This is a genomic window from Microvirga solisilvae, assembly GCF_022808595.1.
Classification (GTDB): Bacteria; Pseudomonadota; Alphaproteobacteria; order Rhizobiales; family Beijerinckiaceae; genus Microvirga; species Microvirga solisilvae.
In genome coordinates, this window is the sequence record NZ_JAKUCN010000002.1 from 509094 (window position 1) to 529211 (window position 20118).

The 20118-nt window shown below is 61.3% G+C and carries 22 protein-coding genes and 2 tRNA genes; 19 read left to right on the forward strand and 5 right to left on the reverse strand.

What is annotated here, in order from left to right:
• Nucleotides 1-18: 18 nt before the first annotated feature.
• The gene (locus MJ639_RS07005) at nucleotides 19-1329 is read left to right on the forward strand and encodes a D-serine ammonia-lyase (protein WP_243369639.1); all 1311 of its coding nucleotides are present in this window, start codon (nucleotides 19-21) and stop codon (nucleotides 1327-1329) included.
• A gap of 74 nt (nucleotides 1330-1403) precedes the next feature.
• Here MJ639_RS07005 and MJ639_RS07010 read toward each other — a convergent pair.
• A tRNA-Ser gene (locus MJ639_RS07010) sits at nucleotides 1404-1493 on the reverse strand.
• Between the two features lie 284 nt (nucleotides 1494-1777).
• Here MJ639_RS07010 and rplU point away from each other — a divergent pair.
• From rplU to MJ639_RS07075, 13 genes are all read left to right on the forward strand, one after another.
• Entirely contained in the window at nucleotides 1778-2170 is a 393-nt protein-coding gene (rplU, locus tag MJ639_RS07015; protein WP_239351406.1) for a 50S ribosomal protein L21, read from the forward strand.
• A 38-nt stretch (nucleotides 2171-2208) separates the two neighbouring features.
• Complete coding sequence (gene rpmA, locus MJ639_RS07020; RefSeq protein WP_009763277.1) at nucleotides 2209-2475, forward strand: 50S ribosomal protein L27; 267 nt, start codon at nucleotides 2209-2211, stop codon at nucleotides 2473-2475.
• A 179-nt stretch (nucleotides 2476-2654) separates the two neighbouring features.
• On the forward strand, nucleotides 2655-3305 hold the full coding sequence (locus MJ639_RS07025; RefSeq protein WP_243369641.1) for a GNAT family N-acetyltransferase: 651 nt from the start codon (nucleotides 2655-2657) through the stop codon (nucleotides 3303-3305).
• Nucleotides 3306-3409: 104 nt separating this feature from the next.
• Complete coding sequence (gene obgE, locus MJ639_RS07030; RefSeq protein WP_243369643.1) at nucleotides 3410-4447, forward strand: GTPase ObgE; 1038 nt, start codon at nucleotides 3410-3412, stop codon at nucleotides 4445-4447.
• Nucleotides 4444-5574, forward strand: coding sequence for a glutamate 5-kinase (gene proB / locus MJ639_RS07035; protein ID WP_243369646.1), 1131 nt, complete (start codon nucleotides 4444-4446; stop codon nucleotides 5572-5574). Before obgE ends, proB begins: the two co-directional genes overlap by 4 nt.
• 9 nt (nucleotides 5575-5583) lie before the next feature.
• Complete coding sequence (locus MJ639_RS07040) at nucleotides 5584-6870, forward strand: glutamate-5-semialdehyde dehydrogenase (RefSeq protein ID WP_243369648.1); 1287 nt, start codon at nucleotides 5584-5586, stop codon at nucleotides 6868-6870.
• A 26-nt stretch (nucleotides 6871-6896) separates the two neighbouring features.
• Nucleotides 6897-7523 (forward strand): nicotinate-nucleotide adenylyltransferase, encoded by a 627-nt coding sequence (locus MJ639_RS07045; RefSeq protein WP_279306559.1) that lies wholly within the window; start codon nucleotides 6897-6899, stop codon nucleotides 7521-7523.
• 153 nt (nucleotides 7524-7676) lie between these two features.
• Complete coding sequence (rsfS, locus tag MJ639_RS07050; RefSeq protein WP_243369754.1) at nucleotides 7677-8009, forward strand: ribosome silencing factor; 333 nt, start codon at nucleotides 7677-7679, stop codon at nucleotides 8007-8009.
• A gap of 16 nt (nucleotides 8010-8025) precedes the next feature.
• Nucleotides 8026-8520: a 23S rRNA (pseudouridine(1915)-N(3))-methyltransferase RlmH gene (gene rlmH, locus MJ639_RS07055; RefSeq protein ID WP_243369650.1), complete on the forward strand. Its 495-nt coding sequence runs from the start codon at nucleotides 8026-8028 to the stop codon at nucleotides 8518-8520.
• 3 nt (nucleotides 8521-8523) lie between these two features.
• On the forward strand, nucleotides 8524-9876 hold the full coding sequence (locus MJ639_RS07060; RefSeq protein ID WP_243369653.1) for a murein hydrolase activator EnvC family protein: 1353 nt from the start codon (nucleotides 8524-8526) through the stop codon (nucleotides 9874-9876).
• On the forward strand, nucleotides 9876-11195 hold the full coding sequence (locus tag MJ639_RS07065) for a S41 family peptidase (protein ID WP_243369655.1): 1320 nt from the start codon (nucleotides 9876-9878) through the stop codon (nucleotides 11193-11195). Before MJ639_RS07060 ends, MJ639_RS07065 begins: the two co-directional genes overlap by 1 nt.
• Before the next feature lie 205 nt (nucleotides 11196-11400).
• Nucleotides 11401-11937, forward strand: coding sequence for an RNA pyrophosphohydrolase (locus tag MJ639_RS07070; protein ID WP_243369657.1), 537 nt, complete (start codon nucleotides 11401-11403; stop codon nucleotides 11935-11937).
• Nucleotides 11938-12111: 174 nt separating this feature from the next.
• Entirely contained in the window at nucleotides 12112-12804 is a 693-nt protein-coding gene (locus tag MJ639_RS07075; RefSeq protein ID WP_243369659.1) for a DUF1236 domain-containing protein, read from the forward strand.
• Nucleotides 12805-12868: 64 nt separating this feature from the next.
• On the opposite strand, the gene MJ639_RS07080 is transcribed toward MJ639_RS07075, so the two are convergent.
• Complete coding sequence (locus MJ639_RS07080) at nucleotides 12869-13051, reverse strand: hypothetical protein (RefSeq protein WP_243369660.1); 183 nt, start codon at nucleotides 13049-13051, stop codon at nucleotides 12869-12871.
• 364 nt (nucleotides 13052-13415) lie between these two features.
• Between MJ639_RS07080 and MJ639_RS07085 the strand changes: the two genes are divergently transcribed.
• Entirely contained in the window at nucleotides 13416-14207 is a 792-nt protein-coding gene (locus MJ639_RS07085) for a hypothetical protein (protein ID WP_243369662.1), read from the forward strand.
• Nucleotides 14208-14519: 312 nt separating this feature from the next.
• Nucleotides 14520-16433, forward strand: coding sequence for an acyltransferase family protein (locus MJ639_RS07090; RefSeq protein ID WP_243369664.1), 1914 nt, complete (start codon nucleotides 14520-14522; stop codon nucleotides 16431-16433).
• A 63-nt stretch (nucleotides 16434-16496) separates the two neighbouring features.
• Here the strand turns inward: MJ639_RS07090 and MJ639_RS07095 are convergent.
• Nucleotides 16497-16581, reverse strand: a tRNA-Leu gene (locus MJ639_RS07095).
• A 140-nt stretch (nucleotides 16582-16721) separates the two neighbouring features.
• Here MJ639_RS07095 and MJ639_RS07100 point away from each other — a divergent pair.
• Genes MJ639_RS07100 through MJ639_RS07110 form a run of 3 tightly spaced genes read left to right on the forward strand, consistent with a single transcriptional unit; the run spans nucleotide 16722 to nucleotide 18412 of the window.
• The gene (locus MJ639_RS07100; protein ID WP_243369666.1) at nucleotides 16722-17303 is read left to right on the forward strand and encodes a YqaA family protein; all 582 of its coding nucleotides are present in this window, start codon (nucleotides 16722-16724) and stop codon (nucleotides 17301-17303) included.
• Between the two features lie 12 nt (nucleotides 17304-17315).
• Nucleotides 17316-17810: a disulfide bond formation protein B gene (locus tag MJ639_RS07105; protein WP_243369668.1), complete on the forward strand. Its 495-nt coding sequence runs from the start codon at nucleotides 17316-17318 to the stop codon at nucleotides 17808-17810.
• Between the two features lie 17 nt (nucleotides 17811-17827).
• Entirely contained in the window at nucleotides 17828-18412 is a 585-nt protein-coding gene (locus MJ639_RS07110) for a M15 family metallopeptidase (RefSeq protein ID WP_243369670.1), read from the forward strand.
• A gap of 56 nt (nucleotides 18413-18468) precedes the next feature.
• Here MJ639_RS07110 and MJ639_RS07115 read toward each other — a convergent pair whose 3' ends face one another.
• Both MJ639_RS07115 and MJ639_RS07120 read right to left on the reverse strand, forming a co-directional pair.
• Entirely contained in the window at nucleotides 18469-19038 is a 570-nt protein-coding gene (locus tag MJ639_RS07115; RefSeq protein ID WP_243369672.1) for an HNH endonuclease, read from the reverse strand.
• A gap of 137 nt (nucleotides 19039-19175) precedes the next feature.
• Nucleotides 19176-20057 (reverse strand): 3-hydroxybutyryl-CoA dehydrogenase, encoded by an 882-nt coding sequence (locus tag MJ639_RS07120; RefSeq protein WP_243369674.1) that lies wholly within the window; start codon nucleotides 20055-20057, stop codon nucleotides 19176-19178.
• Nucleotides 20058-20118: the final 61 nt, after the last annotated feature.

Here is a 20118-nt window from a genome sequence, read left to right on the forward strand (position 1 = left end):
TATTCTCGGTGACTGATTGTGAATATTCTCGATGACAACGCACGTGCGCTAAAACCTGCTGGCGGTGTTCTGGATCAGGTGCGTGCCGGTGAGCCGACGGTTTGGTTCAATCCCTCTCTGCCCCAGGCATCAAGCGCTTTTGCGAAGATCGATCTTCCCGTGATGGGCGTCGAAGAGGCTGTCAGTCGCTGGCGTCGTTTCGCTCCGCTATTGGCATGCCTCTTTCCGGATGCTCACGGAACAGAGGGGCGCATCGACTCGCCGCTGTTGCCTCTGTCGCCCGACCTAGCCATACGCATCACGGATGGCCTGTCGAAGACCGCTTTCGTCAAGGCGGATCACGCTCTGCCGCTGACCGGCACCATCAAGGCGCGCGGCGGTGTCTATGAGGTTCTCGTCTATGCGGAAGAATTGGCGCTGCGAACGGGCCTGATCGGCAACAAAGCAAGTTACGACATTCTGGCAACCGAGACGGCAAGGTCTCTATTCGCGCAACATACGATCCTGGTCGGCAGTACGGGCAATCTCGGTTTCAGCGTCGGCGTGATCGGACGGGCTCTCGGCTTCAATGTCGAGGTTCACATGTCGAGCGATGCAAAAGAATGGAAGAAAGCGCGCCTGCGCAATCTCGGCGTCCGCGTGGTCGAGCACGAGGCCGACTATTCCGTTGCTGTCGCCGGAGCCCGCGACTCGGCCTCGAAGCGAGGCTCCTGTCATTTCGTCGACGACGAGAATTCACGTCTGCTGTTCTTCGGCTATTCGGCGGCAGCGCTGGATCTCGCAGCGCAGATCAAGACATCGGGCACCGAGGTCTCTGAACAGAATCCGATCGCCGTTTTCCTTCCATGCGGGGTAGGGGGCGCTCCCGGTGGAGTAGCGTTTGGGTTGAAATCGATCTTCGGCGACGCCGTTCAATGCGTTTTCGTCGAGCCTGTCGCTTCCCCCTGCATGCTGGTGCAGCTCGCTGCAGGAACCGGCCGTCCTGTCAGCGTCTACGATTTCGGCCTCGACAACAAAACAGCAGCCGATGGACTTGCCGTGCCCCAAGCTTCCATGCTGGTCGCTGAAGCCATGCAGCATCTGGTGAATGCTGTGGTGACAGTCTCCGACGACAGCCTGTTCTCCTGGGTTGGGACCTTGTTCGACGAGGCGGGTATGAAGCTGGAGCCTTCCGCCGCCTCGGGATTTGCGGCCCTCGCCCGCTATCTCAAAGGGTTGCGAATGCAGGGAGGCCGGCTTCCTTCTGCGTGCATCGTTTGGACGACAGGCGGCTCTCAACTTCCTGCGGAAGAGTTCGAGAAGGTATTGGCGCAGGCCAGGGTCCTTTAAGTCGAGACGCAATTCTCGTGCTCAGGAGAAGCAGTCTACAGGCGAAAGGTACGAATTTTCAGGAGGTTGGATAATGGCGGAGAGGGGGAGATTCGAACTCCCGATACGGTTGCCCGTATGCCGCATTTCGAGTGCGGTGCATTCAACCACTCTGCCACCTCTCCGGGTCGCGAAGGCCCTCAGGCCCGCTGGTTGAGGCGGGGTGGATATCACGGGCTTGGCGGGTCTTCAAGCACCTCCGGCATGTTTTTGCGGGGTTTTTGCAGGGTTCTTGATTGACAAAACACCGGGGAGCCCGTAGGTAAGCCTCCTCTATGAGCGGGCACGAGTGTCTGCTCGTATTCATGCGGCTGCGCCAAGCGGCCGTGAAACGAAGCCGGAAACTGCCAAAAAGCCAAGCCTGCGGGTCTTTTCCCGTTGAGATTTGGGTTTGAACACGAGGATCAAGATGTTCGCAGTGATCAAGACCGGCGGCAAGCAGTATCGCGTTGCCGCCAACGACGTCATCACCGTCGCCACGCTCGCAGGCGAGCCGGGCACCGCCGTTACCTTCGACCAGGTTCTCATGGTCACCAACGACGGCACGACCCAGGTTGGCGCCCCCCTCATCGAGGGCGTGACTGTGGCAGGCGAAGTGGTGGAACACACCCGCGGCGAGAAGGTCATCTCCTTCAAGAAGCGCCGTCGCCAGAATTCGCGCCGCAAGCGCGGGCATCGCCAGGACTATACCGTTGTGCGGATCACCGAGATCCTCGCCGGTGGCGCGAAGCCCAAGAAGGCTGCGGCCAAGAAGACCACCAAGGCTGCGGCTGACGAAGCTGCGCCGGCCAGCGCTGAATAAGCGTCGGCACCTGAAACAGAACACGGGAGTACACACCCATGGCTCATAAAAAAGCAGGCGGTTCGTCTCGCAACGGTCGCGACTCCGAAGGCCGTCGCCTCGGCGTCAAGAAGTTCGGTGACCAGCAGGTTGTCGCCGGCAACATCATTATTCGTCAGCGCGGCACGAAATGGCATGCCGGCGCCAATGTCGGCATGGGCAAAGACCACACCCTCTTTGCCACGGCCAATGGCCGAGTCCGATTCCTGACGCGTCAAGGCCGAGCATTCGTATCGGTCGTACCGGCCCAAGAGGCAGCAGAATAAACGGCGAGAGCAAAACGAAGGAGCTCCCGCCGGCATCACACCGACCCGGCGGATCAAAAGCTCCAAGTTAGGCCCCAAAGGCCAAGCTCAGATCCAAGAACCGACAGGGGAGGTGGGATGTCCACCTCCCCTTCGTGTTTTCCGGGCCAACGAAGCCCAATTCGGATCGGAGCAAGACCATGTTTCCCGACCTCACCCGTGACGATGTGTTCCGTCTCGAGACCCGCCGCCTGTGGCTGCGTTGGCCTCGCCTTGCGGATGCTCAAGCCGTCGTACGCCTTGCCGGTGAGAAAGCTGTCGCGGACATGACGGCTCGAATTCCGCATCCATACTCTCCAGATCAAGCGGAGCGGTTCATCTTCCAGGCGAGACGCTCCAACGCGGATGGCGAGAGCCTGCAGCTGGCGATTACGCCGAAGGGCAAGCCCAACAGCCTCATCGGCATGGTGGGCATCGGCCCGGACCCTGACACGGGCAAGCCCAATCTCGGCTATTGGCTCGGCACGCCCCATTGGGGCCAGGGCTATGGCACGGAAGCGGCCCGCGCCTTGATCGATGCCTTCTTCGCCTATGGCGAGGGGGACGAGATCACCGCCTGCGCCCGGGTGATCAACCCGAGTTCCCGGCGCGTGCTGGAGAAGTGCGGCTTCGCCTATCAGGGCGCCGGACTCTCGGAGCTGCCCGCCCGGTGCGGTCTTTATCCCGTCGACCATTTCCGCCTCGACCGGCGGACTTGGGAGAGCCTGAAGACCTGGAGCCATACGGGCTTCATCCCCGAGCCTGCCTCCGTCGAGGTCGAGATGGATCGCTCTCTCTCGCTCGCGAGCTAGAGCAAAGATCGTTAATCCTGAGGCGCTCCCGTAAAACCATTCGGGGGCGCTTCTCTTTTGTACGCGTTGCCGACAACCATGTTGTCCCGTAAAGGATACGGGTTATGAAATTTCTCGACCAAGCCAAGATCTATATTCGTTCCGGCAACGGAGGCGGTGGCGCCATCTCGTTCCGCCGTGAAAAGTTCATCGAGTTCGGCGGGCCGGACGGCGGCGATGGCGGCCGTGGCGGCGACGTGTGGGCCGAATGCGTGGAGGGGCTGAACACCCTCATCGACTACCGCTACCAGCAGCATTTCAAGGCCAAGACCGGCGGTCACGGCATGGGCAAGAACCGCGCGGGCGCCAAGGGCGCCGACATGGTGCTCAAAGTCCCGGCCGGCACCGAGATTCTGGAGGAGGACGGCGAGACCGTCATCGCCGACATGACCCATGTGGGCCAGCGGGTGCTGCTTGCCAAGGGCGGCAATGGCGGCTTCGGCAATGCCTATTTCACCACCTCCACCAACCGCGCTCCGCGCCGGGCCAATCCCGGCCAGGAGGGCGTGGAGATGACGATCATCCTGCGCCTGAAGCTGATCGCGGATGCGGGCCTCGTCGGGTTGCCCAATGCGGGCAAGTCCACGTTCCTCGCCACCGTCACCTCGGCGAAGCCCAAGATTGCGGATTATCCCTTCACCACGCTGCATCCCGGCCTCGGCGTTGTCCGCGCCTATAGCCGCGAGTTCGTGCTGGCCGACATTCCCGGTCTCATCGAAGGTGCATCGGAAGGCGTCGGCCTCGGCGATAAATTCCTGAGCCACGTGGAGCGCTGCCGCGTGCTGCTCCATCTTGTCGAAGGCACGAGCGAGGATGCGGGCGAGGCCTATAAGACCGTGCGTCACGAGATCGAGGCCTATGGCCACGGCCTTGCCGACAAGCCCGAGATTGTTGCCCTCTCGAAGGCGGATGCGCTCGATGAGGAAACGCTCAAGGAGCAGCTGAAGAAGCTGAAGAAGGCCTGCAAGCGCACGCCTCTCGTCATCTCCTCCGCATCGGGCCAGGGCGTGCAGGAGGTTCTGCAATCCCTGCTCACCGTGATCGACGAAGCCAAGGCCGAGGAAACGGAAAGTGCCGCGCCCCAGGAAGAGTGGCATCCGTGAGCCCGCAGGTCAGCCAGTTCCGCCGCGTCGTTCTGAAAGTCGGCTCCGCGCTGCTCGTTGACCGCGCGCGCGGGCGGCTGAACCATGCATGGCTTGCGGCACTTGCTGAGGACATTGCCGATCTTCACGCCAAAGGCGCGGATGTTCTCGTGGTGTCGTCCGGCGCGATTGCCATGGGCCGCACGGTGCTCGGGCTTCCCTCCGGTCCTTTGAAGCTGGAAGAGAGTCAGGCCGCAGCAGCCGTCGGCCAGATCGCGCTTGCGCGCACCTGGTCGGAGGTTCTGGCGCATCACGGCATCACGGCGGGTCAAATTCTCGTGACGCTCTCCGACACGGAAGAGCGCCGCCGCTATCTCAATGCGCGTGCGACTACGTTGAAGCTTCTCGAGATGCGCGCCGTGCCCGTCATCAACGAGAACGACACGGTCGCGACATCCGAAATCCGCTACGGCGACAATGACAGGCTGGCCGCGCGCGTCGCCACCATGATCGGCGCGGATCTTCTGGTGCTGTTCTCCGATATCGATGGGCTCTACACCGCGCCGCCGGCCTCCGATCCGAGTGCCGAGCATATTCCGGTGGTCGAGCGCATTACGCCCGCCATCGAGGCGATGGCGGGAGGTGCGGCCTCCGAACTCTCGCGCGGTGGCATGCGCACGAAGATCGAAGCCGGCAAGATCGCAACCGCCGGCGGTACGCATATGATCATCGCCGATGGACGGACGAAGAACCCATTGAAGCGCGTCGCCGATGGGGGGCGCTGCACCTGGTTCCTCACGCCCTCCAATCCCGCGACCGCGCGCAAAACGTGGATCGCTGGTGCGCTTGAGCCGCGCGGCACGCTCGTCGTCGATGAAGGCGCGGCGCGCGCGCTTCAAGGTGGCGCGAGCCTGCTGCCGGTCGGCGTGCGGCGCATCGAAGGCACGTTCCATCGCGGCGATGCGGTAACGATCCGCGACGAGAGCCGCGTTCTCGGGCGCGGCCTCGTGGCCTATGATGCGGAGGAAGCCACCCGCATCATCGGTCGCCCAAGCCGCGAGATCGAAACCATCCTCGGCTATCCTGGGCGAACCGAAATGGTTCACCGGGACGACATGGCGTTGGATACCGGAACGGCGAATTCCTGAGAGAAGAGCATGGACACTCTCAAGCTGATCGACAGCGGCGACACGACGGAATTGATGCAGCGCATGGGGCGTGATGCGCGTCAGGCCGCGCGCAGGATCGCGCTGGCTTCCACCGAGCAGAAGGATGCAGCCTTGCGTGCCATGGCGGCGAGCATTCGCGCAAAGGCGTCCGCCATTCTCGCTGCCAATGCCGAGGATGTCGCCGAGGCCAAGTCTAATGGACAGACCTCAGCCTTCATCGATCGCCTCCTGCTCAATCCGCAGCGTCTCGAAGCCATCGCTGCGGCGGTGGAGAGCGTGGCCGAATTGCCTGACCCTGTCGGGCGCGTGCTGGCGCGATTCGAACGTCCCAATGGCTTGAAGATCGAGCGTGTGGCGACGCCGCTCGGCGTGATTGGCGTGATTTTTGAGAGCCGTCCGAATGTCACGGCGGATGCAGGCGCGCTCTGCCTCAAGGCCGGCAATGCCGCCATCCTGCGCACGGGCTCCGACAGTTTCCGCACCTCGATGGTGATCGCGGAGGCGATGGGCGAGGGGTTGGAGAAGGCGGACTTGCCCGCCTATGCCATCCGTCTCGTGCCGACACGCGACCGCGCGGCGGTGGGCGCGATGCTCTCAGGTCTCAACGGCAATATCGACGTCATCGTGCCGCGCGGTGGCAAAAGCCTCGTGGCGCGCGTGCAGGACGAGGCGCGCGTGCCCGTCTTCGCGCATCTTGAAGGCCTCAATCATGTCTACGTGCATGAGAAGGCCGATCTGGAGATGGCGAAAAACATCGTGCTGAACGCCAAGATGCGCCGCACCGGCGTCTGCGGCTCGGCGGAGACGCTGCTCGTGGATCGCGCCTGCGCCGCCACGCATCTGAAGCCGCTGGTCGCGATGCTGCTCGATGCGGGATGTGCTGTGCGCGGCGATGCCGCGACGCAAGCTGCCGATCCACGCGTGACGCCTGCGACGGAAGAGGATTGGCGCACGGAATATCTCGACGCCATCATCGCCGTGCGCATCGTCGATGGTCTCGGTGAGGCTATCACGCATATCGAGACTTACGGCTCTCATCACACCGATTCCATCGTGACGAACGACGATGCTGCGGCGCAGCGCTTCCTCGCCGAAGTCGATTCCGCCATCGTGCTGCACAATGCCTCGACGCAATTCGCCGATGGCGGTGAGTTCGGCTTCGGCGCGGAGATCGGCATCGCGACAGGCCGCATGCATGCGCGCGGCCCCGTGGGCGTCGAGCAGCTGACCTCGTTCAAGTACCGCATCCACGGTTCGGGCCAGACGCGTCCGTGAATTCTCCTCCCTCCCGCTTCCGCATCATGCCCTCACGCCTCGTGCGCCTGCCGATGGCCCAACCCGGCATGCGCATCGGGCTCTACGGCGGCTCGTTCAATCCGGCCCATGCGGGGCATCGGCATGCGAGCCTCATGGCGATGAAGCGCTTGGGCCTCGACCGGATCTGGTGGATCGTCACCCCCGGCAATCCGCTCAAGGATACGGGCGAACTCGCCTCGACCGAGATGCGCGTCGCGCAGGCGAAGGAAATCGCGGACGATCCGCGCATCGACGTGACCGCTTTTGAGGGCGAGATCGGCGCGCGCTACACCATCGATACGCTCGCCTATCTCAAGCGGCGTTTTCCGGGCGTGCGCTTCGTCTGGGTGATGGGGGCGGACAATCTGGCGGGCTTCCATCGCTGGCGCGGCTGGCGGCGCATCGCGCGGATGATGCCGATGGCCGTGATCGACCGTCCGGGCTGGACCCTGAAGGCCATGAGTGCCCGCGGTGCCGTGGCGCTCTCCCGCTGGCGCATCGACGAGGGCAGGGCGCCGGCGCTGGCCGGGCTCAAGGCCCCCGCCTGGGTATTCCTGCACGGACCGCGCTCACATCTTTCCTCCACCTTATTGCGGCAGCTTGGCAGAACTTCTCCTTCCGGAGGACGTTGAAAAAGTGGGGCGTTCGATCTTATGTTAAGGATCGGCGCCTACCCTTAGGCGCTGCTTAGAAAGGGCTTGAACCTGAACCGACTGAACTCTGTCGAAGCGGATACGAACACGCTTCCCCCTCTCTCCGGAGCGACTGCTCCGCAGGATGAGGATATCCGGGCCGTCGCCCTGGCATCTCTCGAGGATATGAAGGCCGAAAACACGGTCGAGATCGACCTGACCGGCAAGACCTCGCTTGCAGACACCATGATCGTCACATCGGGCCGCTCCAACCGTCACGTGGGCGCGCTTGCCGACCGCCTTGTCAAAGACTTGAAGGACAAGGGCTTCGGCACGCCGCGCGTGGAGGGTCTGCCTGCCTGCGATTGGGTGCTGATCGATGCCGGCGACATTCTCGTCCACATTTTCCGTCCTGAGGTGCGTGGCTTCTACAACCTCGAGAAGATGTGGGGCGCCGATCGTCCTCAGGATCGCGCTGCGAGCTGAATAAAGGCCTGAAACGTTGCGACTGAGCTTACTGGCCGTGGGCCGTCTGAAGAGCGGCCCCGAACGGGAGCTGGTCGAGCGATACAGGCAAAGGGTCGAAGGCATGGGCCGGGCCTTGGGTCTGGCAGGCCTCGATATTGCCGAGCTGCCGGAGAGCCGTGCGCGCCGGGATGACGACCGCCGCGCGGAAGAGGCGACTGCGCTTCTCGAGAAGGCCGGGCCCTCGGTGTTGATCGTCTTCGATGAGCGCGGCAAGAGCCCCTCCAGCGAGGCCTTTGCCGAGCGAATCAGGCAATGGCGCGACGAGGGCCGCTCCGGCGTGGCCTGCGTCATCGGCGGGCCCGATGGGCTCGATCCCAAGATTCGCCAGCGCGCTGAGCTGGTGGTTTCCTTCGGTGCGCTCACAATGCCGCACCAGATCGTCCGGGCGCTCGTGGCCGAGCAGCTGTATAGAGCGCTGACAATCATTGCCGGGCACCCTTATCATCGCGCCGGTCACGATGATTCCTGACGAATGATCCATTTTCGCTTTCTCCCCTGCAGGACCTTGGGTCTTGCCGCATGGCTGGCTGTCTCTGCCCTGGGCCCCGTCTGGGCCCAGCAGGCGCCCGCGCCTGCGGGCGGCGCTGCTCAGGCCGCTCCGGAAACAGCGGATGAGAAGCAGAAGCGCCAGAACGACCTCAAGGTTCTGGAAGACGCGATGAACGCCAATGCCGAGGCCCAGAAGCGCCTCCAGGCGGAAATCGATGAGATCAAGAACGACCGGGTGAAGCTCAATGCCAACCTGATCGACACCGCTGGCCGGGTGCGCAGCACGGAAGACCGGATTCGCGGTCTGGAGCAGCGCCTTCAGACCCTGAGCGCCTCGGAAACGGCGATCCGCCGCTCTCTGGACAGCCGCCGGGATGTGATCGTCGAGGTGTTCGCCTCCCTCCAGCGCATGGGCCGCCGCCCGCCGCCCGCCGTTCTGGTGCGGCCGGAGGATATGCTGGAGGCGGTGCGGGCGTCCATCATTCTGGGAGCGGTTTTGCCTGAACTCCGGACCGAGGCGGAAATTCTGGCCTCCGACCTTGCCGAGCTGGTGCGCCTCAAGGAGGCCATCGCCACTGACCGGTCCACCCTCAATGCCGAACTCGGAGCCCTGAACACCGAGCAGCAGAGGCTCTCCGCCCTCATGGCGGCCCGCCAGAGCCGCATGACCGAGGTGGAGCGCAATATCGGGGCCGAGCGGGACAAGGCCGCCGAGCTGGCTCGCCAAGCCGGGACTCTCAAAGAGTTGATAGACCGCATGGAGGCGGAAATCTCGGGCGCCCAGAAGGCTGCCGACGAGGCCCGCAAGGCGGCAGAGGCCCAGGAAAAGGAAGCGAAGGAGCGCTTTGCCCAGGCCGCCTTCCGAGATCCGGCTCGTCTGGCGCCGAAAATTCCTTTCTCGGAGGCCAAGGGCCTGCTGCCCAGGCCCGTCAGCGGCGATGTGGCCCTGGATTTCGGGGCCGCCGACGGCTATGGCGGAACGACGCGCGGCATTTCGATCACGACCCGTCCCAAGGCGGCTGTTGTATCACCGGCGGACGGCTGGGTGGCCTTCGCGGGGCCCTTCCGATCTTATGGTCGACTCTTGATCATCAATGCCGGCGGTGGATATTATGTCCTTCTGGCCGGCATGGACCAAATCAACGTCGACGTCGGGCAATTCGTGCTCGCTGGCGAACCGGTTGCGACCATGGGAGAAGCTCCTCTCATGAGTTTGACCGGATCTGCCATAGAAAAGAACAACCCCGTCCTCTATGTTGAATTCAGGAAAGACGGCGGTTCGATCGACCCAGGTCCCTGGTGGGCGAAATCGCAAAGCGAAAAGGTTCGCGGATAATGCGCAAACTCTCCCTATTGATTCTCGGTGTGGCTATCGGCGCAGGCAGCGCGACCATGGTGTCGCAGACGAGCCTGCTGTCCGCTGGCGCTGTTGCAGCGTCCGCCGATACGTACCGGCAGCTGAGCCTTTTCGGAGACGTCTTCGAGAAGGTCCGCACGGATTATGTTGAAAAGCCGGAAGAATCGAAGCTGATCGAATCGGCGATCAACGGCATGTTGACCTCGCTCGATCCGCATTCGAGCTACATGGATCCCAAGAGCTTCCGCGACATGCAGGTGCAGACCCGCGGCGAGTTCGGCGGCCTCGGCATCGAGGTCACCATGGAAGACGGCCTCGTGAAGGTGGTCACCCCCATCGACGAGACGCCGGCCTCCCGTGCCGGCATCATGGCCAATGACGTCATCACGGCGATCGACAACGAGCCTGTTCAGGGCCTCAACCTGAACCAGGCCGTCGAAAAGATGCGCGGTCCGGTCAATTCCTCCGTGACGCTGAAGATCCAGCGCAAGGAAGCGAAAGACCCGATCGAGGTGAAGCTCACCCGCGAAACCATCAAGGTCCGCCCGGTGCGTGCCCGCGTCGAAGGCGATATCGGCGTGCTGCGCGTGACCCAGTTCAACGAGCAGACCTACGAGAACCTGCGCTCCGGCATCGACAAGGTCACCCAGGAGATCGGCGCGGACAAGGTGGCGGGCTTCGTCATCGACCTGCGCAACAATCCTGGCGGCCTGCTCGATCAGGCGATCATGGTTTCCGACGCCTTCCTCGACCGTGGCGAGATCGTCTCGACCCGCAGCCGCAATGCCGAGGACACCCAGCGCTTCACCGCCAAGGCGGGCGATCTGACGAAGGGCAAGCCCCTCGTGGTGCTCGTGAACGGCGGTTCGGCTTCGGCGTCCGAAATCGTGGCCGGCGCCCTGCAGGACCACAAGCGCGCGACGGTGCTCGGCACCCGCTCGTTCGGCAAGGGCTCCGTGCAGACCATCATTCCGCTCGGCGGCAACGGCGCGGTGCGCCTCACCACGGCGCGCTACTACACGCCGTCCGGCCGTTCGATCCAGGCCAAGGGCATCGATCCGGATGTCGAGGTGCTGCAGGACATTCCGGAGGAGCTGAAAGGTCGCGATGAGACCAAGGGCGAAGCCGGCCTGCGTGGTCACCTGCAGAACGGCGGTGAGAAGGAAGAGCGCGGCGGTTCTTCTGCCTATGTTCCGCCGGATGCGTCCAAGGACAAGCAGCTCATCGCCGCCTATGATCTGCTCCACGGTGTGCGCAAGGGCGCTGCCAACACCACAGCACCTGCGACTCCGAACTAAGACTCGGGCGCCACTCAAAAAATGCAAAGCCTGGCGGCTGCAACCGCCAGGCTTTTTTCATTCAGGCTTTGACAACCGCACCGAATGGCTTGTGCTGGCCTGCTTGAGGCGGCACTCTTGCAAACGACCTCTGGAACAATCGGCACGAGCCGGCGATGACTGAATGACCGGCAACTGAGGGGCAAGGCAAGGGAGTGACGGCCTGATGAGAAACGCCAAGAGCCCGCAGAACAGGAAGGACTTGCCTTATCGTTCCTGCGTCGGTGTGATGCTGCTCAACCGAGAAGGCCAGGTGTTCATCGGGCGTCGCCATTCCGAGGCCGATCACGTTGCCGATGGTTATGCCTGGCAAATGCCTCAAGGTGGGATCGACCCGGGAGAGGATCCTTATCAGGCGGCCTTGCGTGAGTTGTACGAGGAAACCAGCGTGCGCTCCGTAAGCCTGCTTGCGGAAGCACCCGATTGGTATTCCTACGATCTCCCGTCCATGGTCGCCGGTCGCGCCTGGCGCGGGCGCTATCGCGGGCAGACGCAGAAGTGGTTCGCTTTCCGCTTCGAGGGTGATGAGAGCGAGATCAACATCACGCGGCCGGGAGGCGGGCATCACAAGCCCGAATTCGACGAGTGGCGTTGGGAGAACATGCAGCGCTTGCCGGAGCTGATCATTCCCTTCAAGCGTGGCGTCTACGAGAACGTCGTTGCAGCCTTCGGTCATCTTTCGCCGCAGGAAACGAAAGCCTGACGGCATCAGCATCATTGTGAGTGCGTTTATCGAGCGTGGGTGATCCCGCACCCTGCTCATTTTGGATCATGCTTCATGCGGAGCATGCAGCGCATCGGAACACTCCCCGACAGGACCCGTTGACAGGGTCATCGAGGGGCAAAGGTCCGCCCTTCGACAATTGGAGGGTTCTTTATGCGTGTAGCTTTGTTGACGACCGTTGCCGTGGCAGCCTTGTCCTTGAGCGTAGCAGCAATCGCCCAGACCAGTGGCGGATCCGGTGGTAGTTCAGGTGGAACGTCGGGCAGCAGCTCGGGCAGCGTTTCCGGTGGCGCCTCGGGCGGTACGTCTGGAGGGACCTCCGGTACATCCTCGGGAACGTCGGGCAGCACATCGGGCACAGGCTCGGGCGGCACGTCCGGTGGAACCTCTTCCGGCACGTCAGGTGGAACGTCGGGTAGCGCTTCAGGTAGCACTTCAGGCGGTGCTTCCGGCGGAACGTCCGGCTCGACATCGGGCGGCGCCGCTTCCGGTGGTTCAGCTTCCGGCACGACGAGCGGATCGTCGAATACGACAGGTGGGGCTGCGAGCACGACGGGCAGTACGTCGAGTTCTACCAACATCAGTGTCACCAGTGAGCAGCGCACCGAAATCACACGCGCTTTCAGCAGCGTGAATGTGCAGCCGATGAATGACGTGACTTTCTCGGTGAGCGTCGGCACGGTGGTGCCGGAAACGGTGATCACGCGGCTGAATGCATGTCCGAGCGAGGTGGTGCGAATTCTCCATGGCCTGCCGGAATGCCGCTATGTGATCGTTCGCGATCAGGTGGTGATCGTGGAGCCGAAGACGCGCAAGATCGTGACGGTCATCGAACGTCGCGGTTGATATCCTGAAACAGCAAAGCGCCCGTGGCGAGAAAGGTCACGGGCGCTTTCATTGTGATTTGAACTCAAGCCGCGTGCGGGAAATCGGTCTTCTGCTTTTTGCCGTCCTGGCGCGGCAGCATGGCGATGGCGGCGCGTGCATAGCGGCGGAACTCTTCCTTCAGGATTTCCGGCTCCGCTTCCCACAGCATTGCGTCATCCTCGGCTTCGTAGAGCGCACGAGCGACGAATTCGACTTCCTGATCCATGATAATGCCCCTTATGAGGTGTTTGGTCTTTACGGTTTGAAAGCTAGGCAGTGCCGTTTGACGAACGCACTTTGCGTAAAAAGTTCCCGATTTGGCAAAGGTTCAAAAGGGGTAGCTCAACTGTCCTAGACCGTTCGAGCAAAGCTTATTCTGCCCCGAAAAGCGGATTTTGATGCAACTTTCAACCAGAAGATCTCCGCGTAACGCATGCTGATATTCGTATTCGCAACCGATAGGTTGTAAAATCTTGAAAACACCATCCAACGGGATGTAAGCCCAAAGACTATTTCGATCCTTTGCCGGTCAATCGAAGTCCCGCTACCCTGAAAGGACGGCGAATTTCGAAAGCAAGGCGACGAGCGGAATGAGCACGAGCCTGTTCAACCACTTCCAATCGAGAGGGCTTGAGAAGCGCTCGAGAATGGTCAGGGATGCGCTTGCAGAACTTTTCGAAGTCTATCTGACCAACAAGCTGGAGAGGACGCTTGTCATATCGGCATTCGTCCTGGTTGGTTTTTTTATTGCGTTGCATGGCGTCGCTATTTCTCTGCAGTTTTTTGGAAACGAGCAGGACTTTTTGAATTTGCGGCAGTTTCGCCTCGACGAGGATTGGGGCTATGCCGAGATCTACAATTACTTGCTGACAAGCGCGTGCGTCACACTTCTCCTGCGCGCCTTCCTTGTGAGCGGCCAGCGTGTTTACCTGGGATGGGCTATCGTGTTCGCGTTTGTCGTTCTCGATGATGCGTTGATGATCCATGAGTGGGTTGGAGATCATCTCGCTTCAGTCGCTCCGACCCTGCCTGGACTACGTGCCGAAGATACCGGGGAGTTGATCGGCTGGGGCGCCGCCAGCGAGGTGCTTCTGCTTCCTCTGGTCTGGGGGCCGAGAGGAAGCACGCAGGACGCCATTGGGTTCGGCACTGTGTTCGCCATCATTTTCGTATTGCTTTGTTTTTGTGCGATGGGCGTCGACATGCTCCATGTCGTCGTCGGCGCCAAATCCCGCTTTGCGAGCGCTTTGCTTGGGATTGTCGAGGATGGTGGCGAAATGCTGACGCTGGCTCTGGCGTTCGCGTGCTCTCTGCTGCTTCACCGCCGCTCGATATTCATGGGGCGGCAAAGCCATGGCATATCGGCTCACGGGCCTTCATGAGCGCCACGCAGAGCGGCCCAAGAATAGTGGAAGTAATAGCAAAGCTAGGCTGAGTTTGGTGCTCTTTGCCGGATCGCACCAACACTCCTTGGAGGCTCGATTTTGCCTTGAGCACCTCCGCATCCCCGCCGTAGGGACAAGAACACCGGCAGTGTCCAATGACATGGGGTTTTATGCAGTACCGCTCTGCGGCAATTGTGCAAAACAACCTGTAAATTCGAATTACGCACTCCTACTTGCAACGGTGTCCAGTGTCTCCTAAAAGTAGCCCAAAATAAACAAAACCGAGCAGCTGCAACTAACCTTGGGCGAATGATGCATTTTCGGGGCGATATTCAGGCACTGCGCGGCTGGGCAGTCGCGCTTGTTGTGGTTGAGCATGCAAAGATCGGCTTACTCCCTCAAGGATATCTTGGCGTCGATGTCTTCTTCGTCATCTCCGGATTCCTGATCACGGGAATTTTGGCCCGTTCGATCGAGGCCGGTACTTTCAACTTCAAGGATTTCTATTTCAGGCGCGCCCGCCGGATCTTGCCGGCAGCTTATGTCACCATTGTTCTCACAGCGCTTGCCGCAATCTGGTTCCTCACGTCGGTTGAGATCAATGACTTCAAGGCTCAAGTTCTCGGAGCCGTCACTTTCTCGATCAACTTCGTTCTGTGGAGCCAGACAGATTACTTTGCAGTTGAGGCCGATCTGAAGCCCCTGCTTCACATGTGGTCCCTTGCCATCGAGGAGCAGTATTACATTCTTCTCCCGGCTTTGATGATGCTGACCCCCGTTCGCTACTGGCGGGCGATGATGGGGAGCCTGTTCGTCGTGAGCTTGGCACTATGCATCGTATGGGCACGATATGACGCCACCGGTGCGTTCTACATGCTGCCTACCCGGGCGTGGGAACTCGCAATAGGCTCCTTGGGAGCCATCTATGTGAAGCAGGCTCAGAAATACGCTCCTGTCTGGCGCGTGCTTTATTGGCCTGCGCTGGCGACATTGATTGTGCTCCCGGCGATTTCCGTTGATCTGCCCCATCCCGGTGTGCCCGCAATTGCAGTCTGTCTCGCGACTCTTGTGATCCTTCTGGCAAGGAACGAGAGCCTAGCGGCCACGCTTCCGGGGAGGGCATTGGCGAAGGTGGGAGACATTTCTTACTCTCTCTACCTCGTTCACTGGCCGATTATGGTTTTTACATTCGCGGCCTATCTGGGCGAGCCACCCTTGAGTGTTCGTGTGGCGGTGATTGCCCTTTCCGGCTTGTGCGCCGTCCTCATGTATCTTCTGATCGAAACACCAGCTCGCACGGCCTTTCAAAAACCGTCATGGCCATTCGCCACGGCGACATTGACGGCATCGGTTTTCACGGTGCTCGTTTCGGTCGGAGCGTCGGCTTACGCCCGATCAGAGATCGATTTCAGCAAGGTGCGTGCGGCCAATCACGGGTTGAACAAGGCTTGTGATTATTCAGGAAAACCGTTCAAACCCAAAGAAGAGTGTCAAACATCCCGCGAACCTAAAATTCTTGTGTGGGGTGACTCCTTCGCGATGCATCTCGTCCCAGGGATTGTCTCGGAAACCAAGCAGGGTTTGGTACAGGCATCATTCAGCACTTGTGCGGCGCTTCTGGGCCTCTCAAGGAAGCGGAACGATATTGCAAATCCAGAGCGGTGGGCTCGCAGCTGCATATCATTCAACCAGGAGGTGCTGAAATATCTTGAAGCAACACCATCGATCGAAACGGTTGTGCTCGGCAATCAGTGGCGCCCGATTGTGAACGATTCAATGCAGATCTTGAGTATGGGGGAAAAGAGCAAGTTGGTTGCCCACAAGGCGGGGATTGATCTCGCGGTTGAGAGCTTTGGGAAGACAGTCGCTGCCATCAAGCAACTGGGAAAAAAGGTCGTCGTCTTCGGCCCGCCACCGAGCTATGGCGTCGATTTCAGCGTGTGCGTGGAGAGAATGATGACGAACAAGGTCATTCTCGGATCAAGCGACTGTCGCCTAGATCGCCGTAAGGCGTTTGAAGTCGATGCGAATGTCAACACGTTCTTGGATCGGATTGCCAGGGGCCATTCCGTCATTGTCGTGCGGATGGCGGATGTCCTGTGCACGGAGGACAAATGCGAAACCATCTTGGACGGAATTTCGGTCTATAGTGACTCAGTTCACCTATCCCATGCAGGTTCGATTGCCGTGATGAAGCGCCTGCATATCAACAGCAGTCTCTAGCGTGGCAAAAGCTGGATAAGGCGCTTTGCGCAAGCCATCAGGAGGCTGCGGCTTTAGCGATATTGGTGCCCCTGGCCGGGATCGAACCAGCACTCCTTGCGGAACTCGATTTTGAGTCGAGCGCGTCTACCAATTCCGCCACAGGGGCAAGGACCTGCGCAGTACCATGAGGGGGGAAGCCGGGTCAATCAGTCAGATGTGAAGCTGGACCTTAAGGCTGCCTCTCGCCATTCGGGCCTTCTTGTGCTCAAAGAGCGCCCATAGCCCTGTTTCTAGCGGCGGGATCTCATGCTCAGACGCCTTTACGACTGGACCCTTTCCCTGGCGGCCAGGCCTTCGGCTCCTTATGCCCTGGCGGCCGTATCCTTCGCGGAGAGCTCGTTTTTCCCCGTGCCGCCGGATGTGATGCTGGTTCCGATGATGCTGGCGCGGCCTGATCGGGCTTGGTCCTATGCGCTGATCTGCACGGTCTCTTCCGTACTGGGCGGCATCCTGGGCTATGTGATCGGCCTGGCGCTCTACGATTCCATCGGCGCCTGGCTCTTCCAGCTCTACGGTCTCACGGAGGGCGCGGAATCCTTCCGGCACGCTTATGCCGATTACGGCCATTGGGTGATCCTGCTGAAGGGCCTGACCCCCATTCCCTACAAGCTCGTGACGATCACCTCCGGCTTTGCGGGCTATCATCTGGGCTGGTTCATCCTGCTCTCGATCCTGACGCGCGGCGCCCGCTTCTATGTCATCGCGCTGCTGATGAGCCGGTTCGGACCGAAGATCAAATCGATCATCGACAACAATTTCAACGTGGTGGCGGCGGTGTGTATCGCAGCCTTCGTCGGCGGCTTCGTGGCCTTCCGCTATCTCTTCTGACGGGAGCCGATCATGAGCATTCGTCTCACCATGCGCCAAGCCGCTCTCGCCGTCGTGCTGGGAGCTGCCGCCACGATCGGCGGCGCGCTCGTCTTCGAGCATGTGCTCGGCTACGTTCCGTGCAAGCTGTGCCTGATCCAGCGCAATCCCTATTACATCGCCATGCCCCTGGGCCTCGTGGCGGCTTTCCTGCCGCCGCATTGGACGCGGGCGGGCTTGTGGCTGCTGGCCCTTGTCTTCCTCGTCAGTGCGGGGCTCGGCGCCTATCATTCCGGTGTCGAATGGGGGTTCTTTGCGGGGCCGAGCGATTGCGGCGGCGGCTCGGGCGCAGGCGCGGGCAATGTGGGCGATTTCCTCAACCAGCTCCAGAATACGCGCGTGGTGAGCTGCAGCGAGGCCGCGTGGCGTTTCCTGGGATTGTCGCTTGCCGGCTGGAACGTGCTGATCTCGCTCGGCTTGGCGGCTTTCGCGGCCATGAGTGCGGCGGGCAAAGGCTTTGGAAAGTGATGCTGAGGTGCGGCCGTATGAACGGCTCGCAGAGAGTCCGTCTCGGAGTGTTCATCGCCGCGCTGCTTGGCATGGGCACGAACGCTCTCGCACAACATAACGGTGATGCGAGTCGGAGAACGGCCCATCAATCGATCTACGGACCTGACGGCATCTATGCCAAAATCCCTGCGCGGGATGATCACGGGCGCGATCAACTCGCGATGTTCCGGGCCTGGAACCCCGACCCGGTGGGAAACCACGAGGCCAATCTCCGGGCCCTCCACCCGTTGCTGGCCCGCGTGGTGCAAAAGGCGCAGGCCGATAATCCAGGTCTGCTCTTCGTGATCGGCTCAGGGTTGCGCGATGGTGGCCTGCAGCGCAAGGCGGTCGCCTGGGGATGGTCGAGAAACAATGCGGGCCCCCACACGCTCGGTCTCGCCGTCGACTTATGGCCGCTCGATGCGCAGGGCCATGTTGTCTTTGATCCGTCAGCGCAGACCCGGATTGCCGACGCAGTGAAGCGTGCCGCCAGGGAGCTTGGTGTGCCGATCCTCTGGGGTGGCCATTTCAAAGGTTTCAAGGATACGGATCGCTCGCATTTCGAGCTCAGGCGCCCATAGCGGAGGGCCAGCCTCACCGCCCGCATTTGCGAGCGGATTGCGTGTCAGGAAAAGCCTTAAGGCTCCAGCTCGCTGTCCCAGTAGAGATAATCCATCCAGCTTTCGTGCAGGTAATTCGGCGGGAAAAGCCGTCCGTTCGAATGCAGGTCGTGGACGGTGGGGGCGAAGGGATGCTGGCGAGGGAACATCTCGACCTCGCGGGGCATCTTGTCGCCTTTTCTGAGATTGCAGGGGGCGCAGGCGGCGACGACGTTTTCCCAGGTGGTCTGTCCGCCCTTGGAGCGGGGAATGACGTGGTCGAAGGTAAGGTCCTCGCGGGTGCCGCAATATTGGCAGCTGAAACGGTCGCGCAGGAAGACGTTGAAGCGGGTGAAGGCTGGGTGCCGCGAGGGCTGAACGTAGGTCTTGAGGGAGATGACCGAGGGGAGGCGGACTTCGAAGCTCGGACTTCGCACGACCTTGTCGTATTCGGAGACGATGTTGACCCGGTCCAGGAACACCGCCTTGATCGCATCCTGCCAACACCAGATGGACAAAGGGTAGTAACTCAACGGCCGGTAATCGGCATTGAGGACTAAGGCCGGGCAGGCCTCGGGCCGCACAACAGGTTGGACGTGTATCGTCACACCACCTCCTCTTACAGAAGAGTAATCCCGTCTGATTAGACTATAGGCATCGTGACGCTGTTGTGAAGCTCACGCACGGGACGTTTGTGACGCACCTCTCCTGTTTCCGGTGCAAAACCGGCGGAGATCAGGCGTTTTTAGCGGGTCGGAACCGGATGCTCGCCGCGATAATCGTAGAAGCCGCGCTTGGTCTTGCGGCCGAGCCAGCCGGCCTCGACGTATTTCACGAGGAGCGGGCAGGGGCGGTATTTCGAATCGGCCAAGCCTTCATAGAGCACCTGCATGATCGACAGGCAGGTATCGAGGCCGATGAAATCGGCGAGCTGCAGCGGGCCCATCGGGTGGTTCGCGCCAAGGCGCATGGCCGTGTCGATGGCCTCCACGGAGCCCACGCCCTCGTAGAGGGTGTAGATCGCCTCGTTGATCATCGGCAGCAGGATGCGGTTGACAATGAAGGCCGGGAAGTCCTCCGACACGGTGGAGGTCTTGCCGAGCTTGGCGATGAATTCCTTGGAGGATTCGTAAGTCGGGTCGTCGGTGGCGATGCCGCGGATCAGCTCCACGAGCTGCATCACCGGCACCGGGTTCATGAAGTGGATGCCGATGAACTTTTCCGGACGGTCGGTGGCGGCGGCGAGGCGCGTGATGGAGATCGAGGATGTGTTCGTCGCGATCATCGTCTCGGGACGCAGCGAGGCGCAAAGATTGGTGAAGATCTTGCGCTTCACCTCCTCGTTCTCGGTCGCGGCCTCGATCACGATGTCGCAGACCGAGAGATCGTCGTAGCCCCGGGCGGGCTTGATGCGCTCGAGAGCCGCCTGCCGGTCGGAATCCGTAACCGCGCCCTTGGAGACCTGGCGGGCCATGTTGCCGTTGATGGTGGCGAGCCCCGCATTGATGCGGTCATCCGAGAGATCGTGGAGCCGGACGTTGAAGCCTGCGAGCGAACAGACATGAGCGATGCCGCTGCCCATCTGTCCCGCGCCGATCACGCCAACCGTTTTGATCTCAATGCCCATCTGACTTCGCCTGCATCCATGCTTTGAGCATCCGGGCGAGCGTTCCCGCCCGGATGCGATG